The sequence below is a fragment of the Pseudomonas sp. 20P_3.2_Bac5 genome (assembly GCF_025466035.1).
Taxonomy (GTDB): Bacteria; Pseudomonadota; Gammaproteobacteria; order Pseudomonadales; family Pseudomonadaceae; genus Aquipseudomonas.
Genome location: NZ_JANLOA010000130.1, coordinates 85,054 through 102,508, shown reverse-complemented (window position 1 = coordinate 102,508; position 17,455 = coordinate 85,054). Strand labels below are relative to the sequence as shown.

The 17,455-nt window shown below is 64.5% G+C and carries 17 protein-coding genes; 7 read left to right on the top strand and 10 right to left on the bottom strand.

The annotated features are described in order from the left end of the window. Positions 1-101 precede the first annotated feature (101 nt). Positions 102-1,724, top strand: coding sequence for an MFS transporter (locus tag NTD88_RS25280; RefSeq protein ID WP_262156484.1), 1,623 nt, complete (start codon positions 102-104; stop codon positions 1,722-1,724). A gap of 171 nt (positions 1,725-1,895) precedes the next feature. On the opposite strand, the gene NTD88_RS25275 is transcribed toward NTD88_RS25280, so the two are convergent. The 4 genes from NTD88_RS25275 to glyQ form a co-directional block, all read right to left on the bottom strand. Beyond that, the gene (locus tag NTD88_RS25275; protein ID WP_095159107.1) at positions 1,896-2,669 is read right to left on the bottom strand and encodes a lysophospholipid acyltransferase family protein; all 774 of its coding nucleotides are present in this window, start codon (positions 2,667-2,669) and stop codon (positions 1,896-1,898) included. A 63-nt stretch (positions 2,670-2,732) separates the two neighbouring features. Further along, complete coding sequence (gmhB, locus tag NTD88_RS25270) at positions 2,733-3,266, bottom strand: D-glycero-beta-D-manno-heptose 1,7-bisphosphate 7-phosphatase (protein WP_095159106.1); 534 nt, start codon at positions 3,264-3,266, stop codon at positions 2,733-2,735. Positions 3,267-3,269: 3 nt separating this feature from the next. Next, on the bottom strand, positions 3,270-5,324 hold the full coding sequence (glyS, locus tag NTD88_RS25265; RefSeq protein ID WP_262156483.1) for a glycine--tRNA ligase subunit beta: 2,055 nt from the start codon (positions 5,322-5,324) through the stop codon (positions 3,270-3,272). Further along, complete coding sequence (gene glyQ, locus NTD88_RS25260; RefSeq protein ID WP_110969864.1) at positions 5,321-6,268, bottom strand: glycine--tRNA ligase subunit alpha; 948 nt, start codon at positions 6,266-6,268, stop codon at positions 5,321-5,323. Before glyQ ends, glyS begins: the two co-directional genes overlap by 4 nt. An 82-nt stretch (positions 6,269-6,350) precedes the next feature. Between glyQ and NTD88_RS25255 the strand changes: the two genes are divergently transcribed. Next, positions 6,351-6,902, top strand: a complete 552-nt coding sequence (locus NTD88_RS25255) for a DNA-3-methyladenine glycosylase I (protein ID WP_262156482.1) — start codon at positions 6,351-6,353, stop codon at positions 6,900-6,902. Positions 6,903-6,941: 39 nt separating this feature from the next. Beyond that, a complete protein-coding gene (locus tag NTD88_RS25250; RefSeq protein WP_095159103.1) occupies positions 6,942-7,829 on the top strand; it encodes a lysophospholipid acyltransferase in 888 nt (295 codons plus the stop codon). 106 nt (positions 7,830-7,935) lie between these two features. On the opposite strand, the gene NTD88_RS25245 is transcribed toward NTD88_RS25250, so the two are convergent. Genes NTD88_RS25245 through def form a run of 5 tightly spaced genes read right to left on the bottom strand, consistent with a single transcriptional unit; the run spans position 7,936 to position 12,477 of the window. Further along, on the bottom strand, positions 7,936-8,250 hold the full coding sequence (locus tag NTD88_RS25245) for a tetratricopeptide repeat protein (protein WP_262130751.1): 315 nt from the start codon (positions 8,248-8,250) through the stop codon (positions 7,936-7,938). A gap of 24 nt (positions 8,251-8,274) precedes the next feature. Beyond that, the gene (trkA, locus tag NTD88_RS25240) at positions 8,275-9,648 is read right to left on the bottom strand and encodes a Trk system potassium transporter TrkA (protein WP_262156481.1); all 1,374 of its coding nucleotides are present in this window, start codon (positions 9,646-9,648) and stop codon (positions 8,275-8,277) included. A gap of 21 nt (positions 9,649-9,669) precedes the next feature. Further along, positions 9,670-10,983 (bottom strand): 16S rRNA (cytosine(967)-C(5))-methyltransferase RsmB, encoded by a 1,314-nt coding sequence (gene rsmB, locus NTD88_RS25235; RefSeq protein ID WP_262156480.1) that lies wholly within the window; start codon positions 10,981-10,983, stop codon positions 9,670-9,672. Next, entirely contained in the window at positions 10,980-11,912 is a 933-nt protein-coding gene (gene fmt / locus NTD88_RS25230; protein ID WP_262156479.1) for a methionyl-tRNA formyltransferase, read from the bottom strand. The genes rsmB and fmt overlap by 4 nt, the downstream gene beginning before the upstream one ends. A gap of 58 nt (positions 11,913-11,970) precedes the next feature. After that, entirely contained in the window at positions 11,971-12,477 is a 507-nt protein-coding gene (def, locus tag NTD88_RS25225; protein WP_095159098.1) for a peptide deformylase, read from the bottom strand. Between the two features lie 209 nt (positions 12,478-12,686). On the opposite strand from def, the gene dprA reads away from it, so the two are divergent. Both dprA and NTD88_RS25215 read left to right on the top strand, forming a co-directional pair. After that, positions 12,687-13,784, top strand: a complete 1,098-nt coding sequence (gene dprA / locus NTD88_RS25220) for a DNA-processing protein DprA (RefSeq protein ID WP_262156478.1) — start codon at positions 12,687-12,689, stop codon at positions 13,782-13,784. A gap of 37 nt (positions 13,785-13,821) precedes the next feature. After that, a complete protein-coding gene (locus NTD88_RS25215) occupies positions 13,822-14,379 on the top strand; it encodes an L-threonylcarbamoyladenylate synthase (protein ID WP_095159096.1) in 558 nt (185 codons plus the stop codon). Positions 14,380-14,494: 115 nt separating this feature from the next. On the opposite strand, the gene NTD88_RS25210 is transcribed toward NTD88_RS25215, so the two are convergent. Then, complete coding sequence (locus NTD88_RS25210) at positions 14,495-15,472, bottom strand: NADPH:quinone reductase (protein WP_262156477.1); 978 nt, start codon at positions 15,470-15,472, stop codon at positions 14,495-14,497. Between the two features lie 154 nt (positions 15,473-15,626). Here NTD88_RS25210 and hemF point away from each other — a divergent pair, with 154 nt between their 5' ends. Together hemF and aroE are read left to right on the top strand one after the other, a co-directional pair. Further along, on the top strand, positions 15,627-16,553 hold the full coding sequence (hemF, locus tag NTD88_RS25205) for an oxygen-dependent coproporphyrinogen oxidase (RefSeq protein ID WP_262156476.1): 927 nt from the start codon (positions 15,627-15,629) through the stop codon (positions 16,551-16,553). 55 nt (positions 16,554-16,608) lie between these two features. Then, positions 16,609-17,433, top strand: coding sequence for a shikimate dehydrogenase (gene aroE, locus NTD88_RS25200; RefSeq protein WP_262156475.1), 825 nt, complete (start codon positions 16,609-16,611; stop codon positions 17,431-17,433). The last annotated feature ends 22 nt before the right edge of the window (positions 17,434-17,455 follow it).

Below are 17,455 nucleotides of genomic sequence, written 5' to 3'. Positions count from 1 at the left end.
CGGGGCGGCGTGGCAACAGTGACACCGGCAGCGGTCGACCGGTGTCGACAGTGGACAACAACAATAATCACTGTGCCCCAACGTGGGCCGAGGACAGCACGATGTCGGACACCCTTCAGCAACAGAGCGCAACCACGACGGCCAGCAGCCGCCGCGAAGAGCGCAAGATCATTTTCGCGTCATCCCTCGGGACGGTTTTCGAGTGGTATGACTTTTTTCTCTACGGGGCGTTGGCCGCGGTCATCAGCAAACAGTTCTTCGCCGGGGTCAACGACACCACGGCGTTCATCTTTGCGCTGATGGCATTTGCCGCCGGGTTCCTGGTCAGGCCTTTCGGTGCCCTGGTGTTCGGGCGGCTGGGAGACATGATCGGCCGCAAGTACACCTTCCTGGTGACCATCGTGCTGATGGGCCTGTCGACCTTCGCCGTGGGCTTGCTGCCGACCTACGCCAGCATCGGCATCGCCGCACCGATCATCCTGGTAGTGCTGCGCATGCTCCAGGGCCTGGCGCTGGGCGGTGAGTACGGCGGCGCGGCGACCTACGTTGCCGAACACGCCCCGCACGGCAAACGTGGTTTCCACACAGGCTTTATCCAGTCCACCGCGACCCTCGGCCTGCTGCTGTCGCTGCTGGTGGTGCTGGGCAGCCGCTACATCAGTGGCGACCAGTTCGAAACCTGGGGCTGGCGCCTGCCGTTCCTGCTGTCCATCGTGCTGCTGGCGATCTCCACCTGGATCCGCATGAGCATGCATGAGTCGCCGGCCTTCGTGAAAATGAAGGCCCAAGGCAAGATCAGCAAGTCGCCGATCCGCGAGTCCTTCACCTCCTGGCCGAACCTCAAGGTCGTTCTGACGGCGCTGTTCAGCATCAACGCCGGGCAGGCGGTAACCTTCTACACCGCGCAGTTCTACGTGCTGTTCTTCATGACCCAGATGCTCAAGATGGACCCGGCCCAAGCCAACACCCTGCTGATCATCAGCGTGGTGATCGGCGCGCCGTTCTTCGTCTTCTTTGGCTGGTTGTCGGACCGCATCGGGCGCAAGCCGATCCTGATGACGGGCCTGTTGCTCGCCACCCTACTCTACTTCCCGCTATTCAAAGCGCTGAGCCACTACGCCAACCCGCAGATCGACACCGCCAGCCGTCAGTCGCCCATCGTGGTGATGGCTGATCCTGCCGGCTGCACCTTCCAGTTCGACCCGGTGGGCAAGGCGCGTTTCGACAGCCCGTGCGACAAGGTCAAGACGTTCCTGGTCAAACAGGGTCTGCCGTACAGCTCGCAATCGGTACCTGCCGGCAGCAGCGTGGCAGTGATGGTGGGTGAGCAGCGCATCGAGGGCTTCGACGAGGCCGCAATGCGCGCCGCCATCGAGAAGGCAGGCTATCCGTCCAAAGCGGACGCCAGCAGCGTCAACCAGCCGATGGTGGTGCTGTTGATCGTGGTGATGATCCTGATCGCCACCATGACCTACGGACCGCTGGCCGCGGTGATGGTCGAGTTGTTCCCGACCCGCATCCGCTACACCTCGATGTCCCTGCCCTACCACATCGGCAACGGCTGGTTCGGCGGTTTCCTGCCCACCGTATCGTTCGCCCTGGTGGTGTACACCGGCGATATTTTCTACGGGCTCTGGTACCCGGTTCTGATCACCGGCGTCAGTCTGGTGGTGGGGCTGTTCTGCCTGAAAGAGACCCGCGACGTAGACATCGACAAGGTGTGAATAACAGGCACAAAAAAACCGGCGTAAAAGCCGGTTTTTTTATTCCGCGAAAAAACTTATGCACGATTTACACGAAACAGTCATACATAGAAATATGTAAGTAGATTAATGAGTTAGCGCGTTTTTTCGTAAGCAATCCAAATATTGTCAACAAGTTATCCACAGAACGGGTCAAGCGACCGACTGGGTTTCGCTGACCGCCTGCAGAGGTGGCAGCGAACCCAGTTCGCGCTGGGTCTTTTCGTTCCAAGCCGCAGCGCGGTCGTTCAGTTCGGCGATTGCCCGCGGACCACTACCTTCGGCCCACATCGGCTCGCCGATGACCACTTCGATGGTGCCGGCGCGTTTGCCCCAGCCTTCCTTGGGCCAGTACTTGCCAGCGTTGTGGGCAATGGGCAGTACTGGCAGGTCGGCGTTCACCGCCAGGGCGGCGCCACTGCGCGAGAACTTGCCGATCTGGCCGAATGGCACGCGGGTGCCTTCCGGGAAGATCAGCACCCAGACACGTTCCTTGAGCAGCTTGTCGCCTTTGGCGGCAACCTGTTTCAGGGCGGCTTTGGGGTTATCGCGGTCGATGGCGATCGGCCGCAGCATGGCCATGGCCCATCCGAAGAACGGCACGTACAGCAACTCGCGCTTGAGCACTTGGCTCAGAGGCTGGAAGTACGCGGAGAGGAAGAAGGTTTCCCAGGTGCTCTGGTGATTGGAGAGGATCACGCAGGGGCGCTCGGGGATGTTTTCGGCGCCGGTCACCTTGACCCGGATATTCAGGAACACCCGCACCAGCACCAGCGCGAAGCGGCACCAGTAGACGTTGATCCAGCGATAGCGATAACGGAACGGCAGGAATGGCGCGATAAAGAAGCTGAGTGAACACCAGATCAGCGCGCTGGCGCCCAACAACAGATAAAAGGGAACGATTCTGATCGCCTGCAGGATCGACATAGCGGCTTGTACCGTTGCGGGAGGGCCCGCCTAGTAAGAGTGCGCCCGCAAGGGGCAGGCGCGCTATTTGTGGATAAGTGCTCTGGCGACGGCAGCCAGGTCATCGAAAATCAGTGTATCCGGCGCAACGCCCTTGGCCAGGGTCTTCTCACCCTTGCCGGTGCGTACCAGAACCGGTTGAGCATCGACGGTTGCCGCAGCTTCCAGGTCACCGCTGCTGTCGCCGACGAACCACACGCCAGCGAGGCTGGCGTCATAGTGTTGGGCAATCTGCCGCAGCATTCCGGGCTTTGGCTTGCGGCAATCGCAGCCATCGTCCGGCCCGTGCGGGCAGTGGACGATCAGCCCGACTTCGCCACCCAGCGCGGCCACCAGCTCACGCAGGCGGGCGTGCATGGCGTCGAGGGTCGACAGCGGGTAGTAGCCGCGAGCGATGCCGGACTGGTTGGTGGCGACGGCCACCGTCCAGCCGGCCTGGCTCAACTGCGCGATGGCCTCGATCGAGCCGGGGATCGGAATCCATTCCTCCAGCGACTTGATGTAGGCGTCGGAGTCCTGGTTGATCACCCCGTCACGATCGAGAATCAGCAGTTTCAAGGCTTACCCCAGCAGCGAGATGTCGGCCACGCCCAGGAACAGACCGCGCAGGCGGCTGAGCAGGGCATAACGGTTGGCCCGCACGTTGGCGTCCTCGGCATTGACCATCACCGCTTCGAAGAACGCATCCACCGGCTCACGCAGGGCAGCCAGACGCGCCAGCGACTCGCGGTACTGACGCGCTGCTGCCAGCGGTTGCACGGCGTGGTCGGCCTGCTGGATCGCCGAGTACAGCGAGAACTCGTTGGCGTTGTCGAAGTACTTCGGCTCGACGGTGGTGGCCACGGTGCCTTCGGCTTTGCTCAGCAGGTTCGACACGCGCTTGTTCACCGCGGCCAGGGCGGCGGCTTCCGGCAGTTGGCGGAAGGCCTGTACGGCCTGCACGCGCTGGTCGAAGTCCAGCGCCGAACCCGGCTTCAGGGCACGGACCGACAGGTAGGTGGCAACATCGATGCCTTCATCTTCGTAGCGCGCACGCAGGCGGTCGAAGATGAACTCCAGCACCAGCTCGGCCAGGCCGGCCGGCTTGACCTTGGCACCGAATTGCTTGACCGCGAAGTCGACTGCTTCGGTCAGGTCCAGGTCCAGTTGCTTCTCGATCAGGATGCGCAGTACGCCCAGGGCCGCACGACGCAGTGCATACGGGTCTTTGCTGCCGGTTGGCAGCATGCCGATACCGAAGATGCCGACCAGGGTGTCGAGCTTGTCGGCGATGGCCACGGCCGCGCCGGTCAGGGTCGATGGCAGTTCAGCGCCAGCACCGCGCGGCATGTACTGCTCGTTCAGGGCCAGAGCGACATCTTCCGGCTCGCCGTCGTTGAGCGCGTAGTAGTAACCGGCAACGCCCTGCATTTCAGGGAATTCGCCGACCATCTCGGAGGCCAGGTCGCACTTGGACAGCAGACCCGCGCGGGCAGCACGCTGGGCGTCGCCGCCGATCTTGCCGGCGATGAACGCGGCCAGATTCGAAACGCGCTCGGCCTTGTCGAAAACGCTGCCCAACTGGGCCTGGAAGACCACGTTCTGCAGGCGGTCGTTGAAGCTTGCCAGTGGCTGCTTCTTGTCCTGCTTGAAGAAGAACTCGGCGTCGGTCAGGCGTGGGCGCACGACCTTCTCGTTGCCTTCGACGATCTGCTTCGGATCGCGGCTCTCGACGTTGGCCACGGTGATGAAGCGCGGCAGCAGCTTGCCGTCGACGTCCAGCAGGCAGAAGTACTTCTGGTTGTCCTGCATGGTGGTGATCAGGGCTTCTTGCGGCACTTCGAGGAAACGTTCCTCGAACGAGCAGACCAGCGGCACCGGCCACTCGACCAGCGCTGTCACTTCGTCCAGCAGCGCTGGCGGCACGATCGCAGTGCCTTCCTGCTGCATCGCCAGTTCAGCGGTGCGCTTGCTGATCAGCTCGCGACGCTCGGCGAAGTCGGCCAGGACGTAGGCCTTGCGCAGGTCTTCCTGGTAGTTGGCCGGAGCGCTGATGCGTACGTTTTCCGGATGGTGGAAGCGGTGGCCACGGGATTCGCGACCGGCAGCCTGGGCGAGGATGGTGCAATCGACCACCTCGTCACCCAGCAGCATTACCAGCCATTGGGTCGGGCGCACGAACTCTTCGCGGCGAGCACCCCAGCGCATGCGCTTGGGAATCGGCAGGTCGTTCAGCGAATCTTCGACGATGGTCGGCAGCAGGCTGGCGGTCGCCTTGCCCGGGATGTGCTGGGAGAAACGCAGCTTGGCGCCGCTCTGGTCGATTTCCGACAGTTCAACGCCACACTTCTTGGCGAAGCCGAGGGCGGCCTGGGTCGGGTTGCCTTCAGCGTCGAATGCGGCCTGGCGGGGCGGGCCGTCGACGTTGATGCTGCGGTCTGGCTGCTGGGTGTCGAGTTGACGGATCAGCACGGCCAGGCGGCGCGGTGCGGCGTACACCTGTTTGCCGGTGTAGTTCAGGCCGGCGGCCTGCAGGCCTTTTTCGATGCCGGCGAGAAACGCATCGCCGAGGCTGGCCAGGGCCTTGGGTGGCAGCTCTTCGGTGCCCAGTTCAACCAGGAAATCTTGAGCACTCATTCTGCAGCCTCCAGCTTGGCCAACACTTCATCACGCAATTCAGGGGTCGCCATCGGGAAGCCCAGCTTGGCGCGGGCGTTCAGGTAGCTCTGCGCCACGGCGCGGGCCAGGGTGCGCACGCGCAGGATGTAACGCTGGCGCTCGGTGACCGAGATGGCGCGGCGGGCATCCAGCAGGTTGAAGGTGTGGGACGCCTTGAGGACCATTTCGTAGGTCGGCAGCGGCAGTTCCAGCTCGATCAGGCGGTTGGCTTCGCTTTCGTAGAAGTCGAACAGCTCGAACAGTTTCTCGACGTTGGCGTGTTCGAAGTTGTAGGTCGACTGCTCCACTTCGTTCTGGTGGAACACGTCGCCGTAGGTCACCTTGCCGAACGGACCGTCGGTCCAGACCAGGTCGTAGACCGAGTCGACGCCCTGCAGGTACATGGCCAGACGTTCCAGGCCATAGGTGATTTCACCGGTGACCGGCAGGCATTCGATGCCGCCAACTTGCTGGAAGTAGGTGAACTGGGTGACTTCCATGCCGTTGAGCCAGATTTCCCAACCCAGACCCCAGGCGCCGAGGGTCGGCGATTCCCAGTTGTCTTCGACGAAACGGATGTCGTGAACCAGCGGATCCAGGCCGATGGCTTTCAGCGAGCCGAGGTACAGCTCCTGGAAGTTGGCCGGGTTCGGCTTGAGCACCACCTGGAACTGGTAGTAGTGCTGCAGGCGGTTGGGGTTTTCACCGTAACGGCCATCGGCCGGGCGACGGCTTGGCTGTACGTAAGCGGCGTTCCAGGTTTCCGGGCCTACGGCGCGCAGAAACGTGGCGGTATGAAAGGTGCCGGCGCCCACTTCCATATCGTAGGGCTGAAGCACCACACAACCTTGCTCGGCCCAGTACTGCTGGAGCGCGAGGATCAAGTCTTGGAAGGTACGCACGGCTGGCGTAGGCTGGCTCACGAAATTCACCTGTTTCTAGGGCTGCGAATATAAAGAGCGGGAGTATAACCCGATTCGCCCCGGCCTCTACCCATGGTGCTTTATGCCACGTTGCTTTTGGTGTACCGACGATCCGCTGTACCAGACTTATCACGATCAGGAATGGGGCACGCCGCAGCGCGATGCGCAGCAGCTCTTCGAAATGCTGCTTCTGGAAGGATTCCAGGCCGGTCTGTCGTGGATCACCGTGCTGAAAAAGCGCGAGCGTTATCGGCAAGTGCTGTTCGGTTTCGATCCCCACCGGCTGGCGCAGATGACCGATGAAGAAATCGAAGAGCGCATGCTCGACCCCGGCATCATCCGCAACCGCCTGAAGCTCAACGCCGCCCGGCGCAATGCGCGCGCCTGGCTGGAGCTGCAAGACCCGGCGCAGTGGCTCTGGTCCTTCGTTGGCGGCCAGCCGAAGATCAACCATTTTGTCGAGCGCAGCGACGTGCCGGCGGTGACCGACGAGGCCAAGGCCATGAGCAAGGCGCTGCAAAAGGCCGGGTTCACCTTCGTCGGACCGACCATCTGCTATGCCTTCATGCAGGCCACCGGCATGGTCATGGATCACACCACCGATTGCGATCGATACGCCGCCCTGCTGCGCTGACGGTTACAATGCCCGGCTTGCTTACGGAGGAACCTGCCTGTGGAAAAGTTCAAGGGCGCCTTGATGGTCGGGGCGTTGCGGTTGTTTGCCAAGCTGCCTTGGGGCGCGGTGCAACGGGTCGGCGCGGCCATCGGCTGGATCATGTGGAAGGTGCCGAACAGCTCCCGTGAAGTGGTGCGGATCAACCTCGCCAAATGCTTCCCCGAGATGGACCCGGTCGAGCGCGAGAAGTTGGTGGGACGCTCGCTGATGGACATCGGCAAGTCTTTCACCGAAAGCGCCTGCGCCTGGATCTGGCCGGCGCAGCGTTCCATCGACCTGGTGCGTGAAGTCGAAGGCCTGGAGGTGTTGAAAGACGCGCTGGCCTCGGGCAAAGGCGTGGTTGGCATCACCAGCCACCTCGGCAACTGGGAAGTGCTCAACCACTTCTATTGCAGCCAGTGCAAACCGATCATTTTCTACCGCCCGCCCAAGCTCAAGGCGGTCGATGACCTGCTGCGCGAGCAGCGCGTGCAACTGGGCAACCGCGTTGCGCCTTCGACCAAGGAAGGCATCCTGAGCATCATCAAGGAAGTGCGTCGTGGCGGTCAGGTGGGGATTCCGGCTGACCCGGAGCCGGCGGAATCGGCGGGGATCTTCGTGCCGTTCCTGGGGACCAAAGCGCTGACCAGCAAGTTCGTGCCGAACATGCTGGCGGGCGGCAAGGCGGTCGGGGTGTTCCTGCATGCCTTGCGGCTGCCGGACGGTTCAGGCTTCAAGGTGATCCTCGAAGCGGCGCCGGAGGCGATGTACAGCACCGACACCGAGACCTCGGCGGCGGCGATGAGCCAGGTGGTGGAAAAGTATGTGCGGGCCTATCCGAGTCAGTACATGTGGAGCATGAAACGGTTCAAGAAGCGGCCGGCTGGGGAAGCTCGTTGGTATTGAGGGCCTCATCGCGACGGTTCGGCGCCCCGACGAGCTCGCTCCTACAGGGATGACGCAATCCCCTGTAGGAGCGAGCTTGCTCGCGAAGCCCTCGAAACCAGACGCCTCAATTCCCCGCTTTATCCAGCTTCTTCAAGAACACCGCCATTTCCTTCTCGGCCTGCTTGTCCCCATGAGCCTGCGCCGCCGCAATCCCCTGCTGCCAGGCCGCCCGCGCCGCAGCGTTATCCCCAGCCGCCACCCACGCCTTGCCGAGCAACTTCCACGCCGCCGAATACTTCGGATCCAGCTCCACACACCGCGCCAGGTGTACCGCCGCTTCGGCGCCGTTGCCTTCGTCCAGCCAGGACTTGCCCAGCCCGAAGCGCAGCAATGGGTTATCCACACCCTTGGCGAGCATCTTTTCCAGCGATTCGCGCATTGCCTTCCCTTCCTTCGGTAACGGTCAGAAGAACGTCAGACCGACGTGGAACAGCTTCTCCACATCGCGAATGTACTTTTTATCCACAACGAACAGGATCACGTGGTCGCCGCTCTTGATCACCGTGTCGTCGTGGGCGATCAGCACTTCGTCGTCGCGGATGATCGCGCCGATGGTGGTGCCCGGCGGCAGGTTGATGTCTTCGATGGCCTTGCCCACCACCTTGCTCGACTTCGAGTCGCCATGGGCGATCGCTTCGATGGCTTCCGCCGCGCCACGGCGCAGGGAGTGAACGCTGACGATATCGCCGCGGCGCACGTGGGCCAGCAAGGTGCCGATGGTCGCCAGTTGCGGGCTGATGGCGATATCGATTTCGCCGCCCTGCACCAGGTCGACGTAGGCCGGGTTGTTGATGATGGTCATCACTTTGCGCGCGCCGAGGCGCTTGGCCAGCAGCGAGGACATGATATTGGCCTCGTCGTCGTTGGTCAGGGCCAGGAAGATGTCGGCGTCGGCGATGTTCTCTTCCAGCAGCAGGTCGCGGTCCGAGGCACTGCCCTGGAGCACCACGGTGCTGTCGAGGTTGTCGGAGAGGTAGCGGCAGCGGGCCGCGTTCATCTCGATGATTTTCACCTGATAGCGGCTTTCGATGGCCTCGGCCAGGCGTTCGCCGATCTGCCCGCCACCGGCGATCACCACGCGCTTGTTGGTTTCATCGAGGCGGCGCAGCTCGCCCATCACCGCGCGGATGTGCGCCTTGGCGGCGATGAAGAACACCTCGTCGTCGGCTTCGATCACCGTGTCGCCTTGCGGCAGGATCGGCCGGTCGCGACGGAAGATCGCCGCCACGCGGGTGTCGACATTGGGCATGTGCGCGCGGATCTGGCGCAGTTGCTGGCCCACCAGCGGCCCGCCGTAGTAAGCCTTCACCGCCACCAGTTGCGCCTTGCCTTCGGCGAAGTCGATCACCTGCAGCGCGCCGGGGTGTTCGATCAGGCGCTTGATGTAGTGGGTCACGACCTGTTCCGGGCTGATCAGCACGTCCACCGGAATGGCTTCGTTGTCGAACAGTTCGTTGCGGGTCAGGTAGGCGGACTCGCGGACCCGGGCGATCTTGGTCGGGGTGTGGAACAGCGTGTAGGCGACCTGGCAGGCGACCATGTTGGTCTCGTCGCTGTTGGTCACCGCCACCAGCATGTCGGCGTCGTCGGCGCCGGCCTGGCGCAGGATGGTCGGCAGCGAGCCGCGACCCTGGACGGTGCGGATATCGAGGCGATCGCCGAGATCGCGCAGGCGTTCGCCATCGGTGTCGACCACGGTGATGTCGTTGGCTTCGCTGGCCAGGTGTTCGGCCAGCGTCCCGCCGACCTGCCCCGCGCCAAGGATGATGATCTTCATCCGCTGTCCCTTCCCTTGTTGTTATAGGCCGCGCGCGGCGGCGATTTTTATCAGCTTGGCGTAGTAGAAACCGTCGTGCCCGCCTTCCTGGGCGAGCAGTTGGCGACCGTGCGGCTGGCGAATGCCGGCGTCGGTGGCCAGGTCCAGCTCACGGGCGCCAGGGGTGCGGGCGAGGAACGCCTCTATCACCTCGGTGTTTTCCGTGGGCAAGGTGGAGCAGGTGGCGTAGAGCAGCATGCCGCCGACCTCGAGGGTCGGCCAGAGCGCGTCGAGCAATTCGCCTTGCAGGGCGGCCAGCGCGGCGATGTCGTCGGGCTGGCGGGTCAGCTTGATGTCCGGGTGGCGGCGGATCACGCCGGTGGCCGAGCACGGTGCGTCCAGCAGGATGCGCTGGAAGCCCTGGCCGTCCCACCACTCGCCGGTGTCGCGGGCATCGCAGGCGATCAGTTCGGCGTCGAGGCCGAGGCGGTCGAGGTTCTCGCGGACCCGCACCAGGCGCTTGGCTTCCAGGTCGATGGCGACCACGCCGGCCAGCTTCGGCTCGGCTTCGAGCAGGTGGCAGGTCTTGCCGCCGGGGGCGCAGCAGGCGTCCAGCACCCGTTGCCCCGGCGCCAGCTGCAGCAGGTCGGCGGCCAGTTGCGCGGCTTCGTCCTGGACGCTGATCCAGCCTTCGGCGAAGCCGGGCAGGTCACGCACATCGCTGGCGGCGGCGAGGAGGATACCGTCGGCGCTGTACTGGCACGGCGCGGCGTCGATGCCAGCCTGGCGCAGCAGTTCAAGGTAGGCGTCGCGGCTGTGATGGCGGCGGTTGACCCGCAGGATCATCGGCGGATGAGCGTTGTTGGCGGCGCAGATGGCTTCCCACTGCTCCGGCCAGAACGCCTTCAGCGACTTTTGCAGCCAGCGCGGGTGGGCGGTGCGCACCACCGGATCGCGCTCCAGCTCGGCGAGGATGTCGTTGCCTTCACGTTGGGCACGGCGCAGCACGGCGTTGAGCAGGCCCTTGGCCCACGGCTTTTTCAGCTTGTCGGCGCAGCCCACGGTTTCGCCGATTGCGGCGTGCTCCGGGACGCGGGTGTAGAACAACTGATACAGGCCCACCAGCAGCAGCGCCTGCACATCGGCGTCGGCGCTCTTGAAAGGTTTTTGCAGCAGGCGCTCGGCCAGCGCCGAGAGCCGTGGCTGCCAGCGCGCGGTGCCGAAGGCGAGGTCTTGGGTCAGACCGCGGTCACGGGCCTCGACCTTGTCCAGTTGCGCCGGCAGCGAACTGTTCAGCGAGGCTTTGCCGCTGAGCACGGCGGCCAGGGCGCGGGCGGCGGCCAGACGCGGGTTCATTGGCCGAGTACCGTGCCGGGGGTGAATTTCTCGCGGCGGCTGTTGAACAGGTCGCTGAAGTTCAGCGCCTTGCCGCCGGGCAGTTGCAGGCGGGTCAGGCTCAGTGCCTGCTCGCCGCAGGCGACGACCAGGCCGTCCTTGCTCGCCGAAAGGATTTCACCCGGCGCGCCCTGGCCTTCGGCCAGGTTGGCGGCCAGCACTTTCAGCGCTTCGCCCGCCAGGGTGCTGTGGCAGATCGGCCACGGGTTGAAGGCGCGCACCTGACGCTCCAGCTCGACGGCCGGGCGGCTCCAGTCCAGGCGTGCTTCGTCCTTGTTCAGCTTGTGTGCATACGTGGCCAGGGCATCGTCCTGCACTTCGCCTTGCAGGGTGCCAGCGTCGAGGCCGGCGATGGCTTCCAGCACGGCGGGCGGGCCGAGTTCGGCCAGGCGGTCATGCAGGGTGCCGCCGGTGTCCGTGGCGCTGATCGGCGTGCTGACTTTCAGCAGCATCGGGCCCGTGTCCAGGCCGGCCTCCATACGCATTACGGTCACGCCGCTCTCGGCATCGCCGGCTTCCACGGCGCGCTGGATCGGCGCGGCACCGCGCCAGCGCGGCAGCAGCGAAGCGTGGCTGTTGATGCAGCCGAGCCTGGGAATATCCAGCACCACTTGCGGCAGGATCAGGCCGTAGGCCACCACCACCATCAGGTCTGGCGCGAGCGCGGCCAGTTCGGCCTGGGCGTCGGGGTTGCGCAAGGTCGGCGGTTGCAGCACCGGAATGTTGTTATCCACAGCCAGTTGCTTCACCGGGCTGGGCATCAGCTTTTGCCCACGGCCGGCCGGACGGTCCGGCTGGGTGTAGACGGCGATGATTTCGTGGTGGCTGGCCAGCAGGGCCTTGAGGTGTTCGGCGGCAAACTCGGGGGTGCCCGCGAAGACGATGCGCATGGAGTTCTCGCTTAAAAGAAAAAGGCTTGCCGGAGCAAGCCTTCTGGAGTGAGGAGGATCAAGCTTGCTGGCGGTGCTGCTTTTCCAGCTTCTTCTTGATGCGGTCGCGTTTGAGCGTCGACAGGTAATCGACGAACAGCTTGCCGTTGAGGTGGTCGCATTCGTGCTGGATGCACACGGCCAGCAGGCCTTCGGCGATCAGCTCGTAGGGTTTGCCGTCGCGGTCCAGGGCCTTGACCCGGACTTTCAGCGGACGGTCGACGTTCTCGTAGAACCCCGGCACCGACAGGCAGCCTTCCTGGTACTGGCCCATGTCGTCGGTCAGTTCTTCCAGCTCGGGGTTGATGAACACCCGCGGCTCGCTGCGATCTTCGCTCAGGTCCATGACCACGACGCGCTTGTGCACGTTGACCTGAGTCGCGGCCAGGCCGATGCCTGGGGCTTCGTACATGGTTTCAAACATGTCATCCACCAACTGGCGGATGGCGTCGTCGACTTCCGTCACCGGTTTGGCGATGGTGCGAAGGCGCGGGTCCGGGAATTCGAGGATGTTCAGAATGGCCATAAGCGTATGAGCTGCACTGTGCGATGTGTGACAAACATGAGCGCACATAATAAAGGGATTCTGCGCGTTCGGCACCTGCGAAAAGGTCGTCTAGGGTTGAAATGCCGGCTGTCGGACTGCGTTCGTCAGGCAGTTGTCAAAGCATTATCAACAGAGTTATCCACAGGTTGTGAGATGTGGGTAATCCCGAAAAGATCAAGGATGGTCTTATGCCCTGCCCCGATTTTCCCGCTTGCCCGCCTGCCGAACTGGAGGCGCGTTTGCGTCTGCAGCGTCTGCCCGAGGTCGGCCCGCAACGCTTTATGAAACTGATCCACGCGTTTGGTAGTGCCTCGGCGGCGCTCAGCGCACCGGCTTCCGCCTGGCGGACGCTGGGTCTGCCGCCAGCGGCGAGCGAGGCCCGACGCAGCGCCGAAGTGCGCGATGGCGCGGCGGCGGCAATGGCCTGGCTAGAGCGTTCGGGCCAGCATTTGCTGATGTGGGACGACCCCGCCTACCCTGCGCTGCTCGCGGAAATCCCCAATCCGCCACCGCTGCTATTTGTCGCCGGCGACCCTGCGCTTGTGGATAAACCGCAGTTGGCCATCGTCGGCAGCCGCCGTGCTTCGCCGCCGGCGTTGGGCACTGCGGCAGCGTTTTCCCGCAGCCTGGCCCGGGCCGGTTTTGTCGTGACCAGCGGCCTGGCCCTGGGCATCGACGGTGCCGCGCACCAGGCCGCGATCGAGGTGGGCGGGGCGACGATCGGTGTGCTCGGCACCGGCCTGCAAAAACTTTATCCACAGCGCCACCGCCACCTGGCACGTCACATGCTGGAACAAGGCAGCGCGCTGGTTTCCGAGTTTCCCCTGGATGCCGGGCCGCTGCCCGCCAACTTCCCACGGCGCAACCGCATCATCAGCGGGCTTTCCCTGGGCGTGCTGGTGGTGGAGGCGAGCCTCGCCAGTGGCTCGTTGATCACCGCGCGGCTGGCGGCGGAACAGGGTCGCGAGGTGTTCGCCATTCCCGGTTCGATCCACCACCCCGGCGCCAAGGGCTGCCACCAGTTGATCCGCGACGGCGCGCTGCTGGTGGAAAGCATCGAGCAGATCCTTGAAAGCCTGCGCGGCTGGCAGAACCTTTCGCCGGCGCCTGTGGATAAACCTGCTCATCCGTTGGTTGCCCTGCTGCTGGCCGCGCCACTGACCAGCGAAGGCCTGGCCCACGCCAGTGGCCTGCCGCTGAACCGCGTGCTGGCGGCGTTGACCGACCTGGAACTGGATGGCCGCGTGTGCAATGAAGCCGGGCGTTGGTTTGCCCGCCCTGGCTAAGTAAACTGCCCACCAGCCTTCAAGCGGAGTAACAGAAATGGTCAACAGTTGGCGTGCGCAACAAGCCGCGCGGGAAATCCGGGCCGGAGCGGTGATCGCCTATCCGACCGAAGCGGTCTGGGGCCTGGGCTGTGACCCATGGAACGAAGAAGCGGTGGACCGGCTGCTGGCGCTCAAGTCGCGCTCGGTGAACAAGGGCCTGATCCTGATCGCCGACAACATCCGCCAGTTCGACTTCCTCTTCGAAGACTTCCCCGAACTCTGGCTCGACCGCATGGCCAGCACCTGGCCCGGCCCGAACACCTGGCTGGTGCCGCACCAGGGCATGCTGCCGGAGTGGATCACCGGCGTGCACGACACCGTGGCGCTGCGGGTCAGCGACCATCCGCTGGTGCGGGATTTGTGCTCGCTGGTCGGCCCGCTGGTATCGACCTCGGCCAACCCGGCCGGACGTCCGGCCGCCAAGTCGCGGTTGCGGGTGGAGCAGTATTTCCACAACCAGCTTGATCTGGTGCTGGGTGGGGCGTTGGGTGGGCGGAAGAATCCGAGTGTGATTCGGGATCTGGCCAGTGGTGAGGTGGTTCGGGCGGGCTAACTAACGGCTCACTCGCCCCCCTGTAGGAGCGAGCTTGCTCGCGATGAAGCCATCTTGCGGGGCTATCGCGAGCAAGTTCGCTCCTACAGGGGGGGAACACGCGCAGTCCGGAAAATCAGGGAATCAGGACAGTCGACCCCACCGTCCGCCGCGCCGACAACGCCTCCTGCGCTTTCGCCGCCTCAGCCAGCGAATAGCGCTGCTGGATATCCACCTTCAGCTTGCCGCTGGCGATCATCGCGAACAGTTCGTTGGCCATGGCCTGGGTGTTTTCCGCGCTGTTGGCGTAGCTCGCCAGGGTCGGGCGGGTGACGTACAGCGAGCCCTTCTGCGCCAGGATGCCGAGGTTGACTCCGCTCACCGCGCCCGACGCATTACCGAAACTCACCATCAAACCACGCGGCGCCAGGCAGTCCAGCGACGTCAGCCAGGTGTCCTGGCCCACGCCGTCATACACCACCGGGCATTTCTTGCCGTCGGTCAGTTCCAGCACCCGCTGCGCCACGTCTTCACGGCTGTAGTCGATGGTCGCCCAGGCGCCCAGGGCTTTGGCGCGCTCGGCTTTTTCCGCCGAGCTGACGGTGCCGATCAGCTTCGCGCCCAACGCCTTGGCCCATTGGCAGGCCAGCGATCCAACCCCGCCCGCCGCCGCATGGAACAGGATGATCTGGCCCGGCTGCACGTCGAAGGTCTGGCGCAGCAGGTATTGCACGGTCAGGCCCTTGAGCATCACCGCGGCGGCGTCTTCGAAGCTGACGCTTTGCGGCAGTTCCACCAGGTTGTTCGCCGGCAGTTCGTGCAGTTCGCTGTAGGCGCCCAGCGGGCCGCCACCGTAGGCCACGCGGTCGCCAACCTTGAAGCGGCTCACGCCATCGCCCACCGCCTCGACCACGCCGGCGCCCTCGGTGCCGAGGCCGGACGGCAGGGCGGGCGGCGCGTAGAGGCCGCTACGGAAATAGGTGTCGATGAAATTCAGACCGATGGCGTGGTTGCGCACGAGAACATTGCCCGGCGCCGGTGCCGTGGGTTCGAAATCGACCAGGGTCAGTACCTCGGGGCCGCCATGCTGGCTGAACTGAATACGCTTGGCCATCTGCACTCTCCTGAGACATCGGGGAAAGGGCCTATCGGACGCTTTTGCTTGATCGCCGTCAACTACGGAGGGCACATGCACGGTGGTATGCTGTGCGCCGAATTTTTCCGCCGGTGCCGCCTGGGCCGGCCCATGCCCGCTTCAAGGTGACCCGATGACTAGCCGCACCGAGGCCGTGAAAGCCTACCTGCTGGACCTGCAAGACCGGATTTGCGCCGCGCTGGAAACCGAAGACGGCGGCGCCCGCTTCGTCGAGGATGCCTGGACCCGTGAGGCCGGCGGTGGCGGACGCACCCGGGTGATCGGCGACGGCAAGGTCATCGAGAAAGGCGGCGTCAACTTCTCCCACGTCTTCGGCAGCGGCCTGCCGCCGTCGGCCAGCGCCCACCGCCCTGAACTGGCGGGCCGTGGCTTCGAAGCCCTCGGCGTGTCGCTGGTGATCCACCCGCACAGCCCGCATGTGCCGACCTCCCACGCCAACGTGCGCTTCTTCATCGCCGAGAAAGAAGGCGAAGAAGCGGTCTGGTGGTTCGGCGGCGGTTTCGACCTGACCCCGTACTACGGCAACGAAGAAGACTGCATCCACTGGCACCGCGTGGCCGAGCAGGCCTGCGCGCCGTTCGGGGCTGACGTCTACCCGCGCTACAAAGCCTGGTGCGACCGCTACTTCCACCTCAAGCACCGTGGCGAGCCGCGTGGCATCGGCGGCCTGTTCTTCGACGACCTGAACGAATGGGACTTCGACACCAGCTTCGCCTTCATCCGCGCCATCGGCGATGCCTACGTCGAGGCGTACCTGCCGATCGTCCAGCGCCGCAAGGCCGAGCCGTACACCGCCGAGCAGCGTGAATTCCAGGAATTCCGCCGTGGCCGCTATGTCGAATTCAACCTGGTCTACGACCGCGGCACCCTGTTCGGCTTGCAGTCGGGCGGGCGTACCGAGTCGATCCTCATGTCGCTGCCGCCGCAAGTGCGTTGGGGCTACGACTGGAAGCCCGAGCCGGGCAGCGCCGAAGCTCGCCTGACCGAGTACTTCCTGCAGGATCGCGACTGGCTGAATCTGGACAAGGCCGGGCACTGAGCCCATTGTGCACAACCGTTGCCCGGTCGTCGGGCCTGACTGAGGAAGCGCGTGAATGGACCAGTACGTTGTATTCGGCAATCCGATCGGCCACAGCAAGTCGCCGTTGATCCACCGGCTGTTTGCCGACCAGACTGGCCAGGCGTTGGAATACGACACCCTGCTGGCGCCGCTGGATGATTTCACCGCGTGCGCGCTGGGCTTCTTCAAGCAGGGCCTCGGCGCCAACGTCACCGTGCCGTTCAAGGAAGAAGCCTTCCGCCTGGTCGACCGCCTCACCCCCCGCGCCCAGCGCGCCGGGGCGGTGAACACCCTGAGCAAGCTGGATGACGGCACCCTGTTGGGCGACAACACCGACGGCGCCGGGCTGGTGCGTGACCTCACCGTCAACGCGGGCGTGGAACTGGCCGGCAAGCGCATCCTGCTGCTCGGTGCTGGCGGCGCGGTGCGCGGTGTGTTGGAGCCGCTGCTGGCGCACAACCCGGCGTCGCTGGTGATCGCCAACCGCACCGTGGAAAAGGCCGAGCAACTGGCCCGCGAATTCGCCGACCTCGGTCCGGTGGCGGCCAGCGGCTTCAGCTGGCTCAAGGAGCCGGTGGATCTCATCATCAACGCCACCTCGGCGAGCCTCGCCGGCGAAATGCCGCCCATCGACCCGAGCCTGATCCAGCCGGGCCTGACCGTGTGCTACGACATGATGTACGGCAAAGAGCCGACCCCGTTCTGCCAATGGGCCACCGAACACGGCGCGGCCAAGGTGCTGGACGGTCTGGGCATGCTGGCCGAGCAGGCGGCGGAGGCGTTCTTCATCTGGCGTGGTGTACGGCCGGATAGTGCGCCGGTGCTGGCGGAGCTGCGTCGGCAGTTGGCGCGGGGATAGTCCCGGGGCGAAGATCGAAAAA

Excerpts from the sequence above, each read along its gene's own strand:
- NTD88_RS25280 (WP_262156484.1), top strand. The coding sequence starts at position 102 with ATGTCGGACACCCTTCAGCAACAGAGCGCAACCACGACGGCCAGCAGC.
- NTD88_RS25275 (WP_095159107.1), bottom strand. The coding sequence starts at position 2,669 with ATGTCGATCCTGCAGGCGATCAGAATCGTTCCCTTTTATCTGTTGTTG.
- glyS (WP_262156483.1), bottom strand. The coding sequence starts at position 5,324 with ATGAGTGCTCAAGATTTCCTGGTTGAACTGGGCACCGAAGAGCTGCCA.
- NTD88_RS25255 (WP_262156482.1), top strand. The coding sequence starts at position 6,351 with ATGCCACGTTGCTTTTGGTGTACCGACGATCCGCTGTACCAGACTTAT.
- NTD88_RS25245 (WP_262130751.1), bottom strand. The coding sequence starts at position 8,250 with ATGCGCGAATCGCTGGAAAAGATGCTCGCCAAGGGTGTGGATAACCCA.
- trkA (WP_262156481.1), bottom strand. The coding sequence starts at position 9,648 with ATGAAGATCATCATCCTTGGCGCGGGGCAGGTCGGCGGGACGCTGGCC.
- rsmB (WP_262156480.1), bottom strand. The coding sequence starts at position 10,983 with ATGAACCCGCGTCTGGCCGCCGCCCGCGCCCTGGCCGCCGTGCTCAGC.
- fmt (WP_262156479.1), bottom strand. The coding sequence starts at position 11,912 with ATGCGCATCGTCTTCGCGGGCACCCCCGAGTTTGCCGCCGAACACCTC.
- def (WP_095159098.1), bottom strand. The coding sequence starts at position 12,477 with ATGGCCATTCTGAACATCCTCGAATTCCCGGACCCGCGCCTTCGCACC.
- dprA (WP_262156478.1), top strand. The coding sequence starts at position 12,687 with ATGCCCTGCCCCGATTTTCCCGCTTGCCCGCCTGCCGAACTGGAGGCG.
- NTD88_RS25215 (WP_095159096.1), top strand. The coding sequence starts at position 13,822 with ATGGTCAACAGTTGGCGTGCGCAACAAGCCGCGCGGGAAATCCGGGCC.
- NTD88_RS25210 (WP_262156477.1), bottom strand. The coding sequence starts at position 15,472 with ATGGCCAAGCGTATTCAGTTCAGCCAGCATGGCGGCCCCGAGGTACTG.
- hemF (WP_262156476.1), top strand. The coding sequence starts at position 15,627 with ATGACTAGCCGCACCGAGGCCGTGAAAGCCTACCTGCTGGACCTGCAA.
- aroE (WP_262156475.1), top strand. The coding sequence starts at position 16,609 with ATGGACCAGTACGTTGTATTCGGCAATCCGATCGGCCACAGCAAGTCG.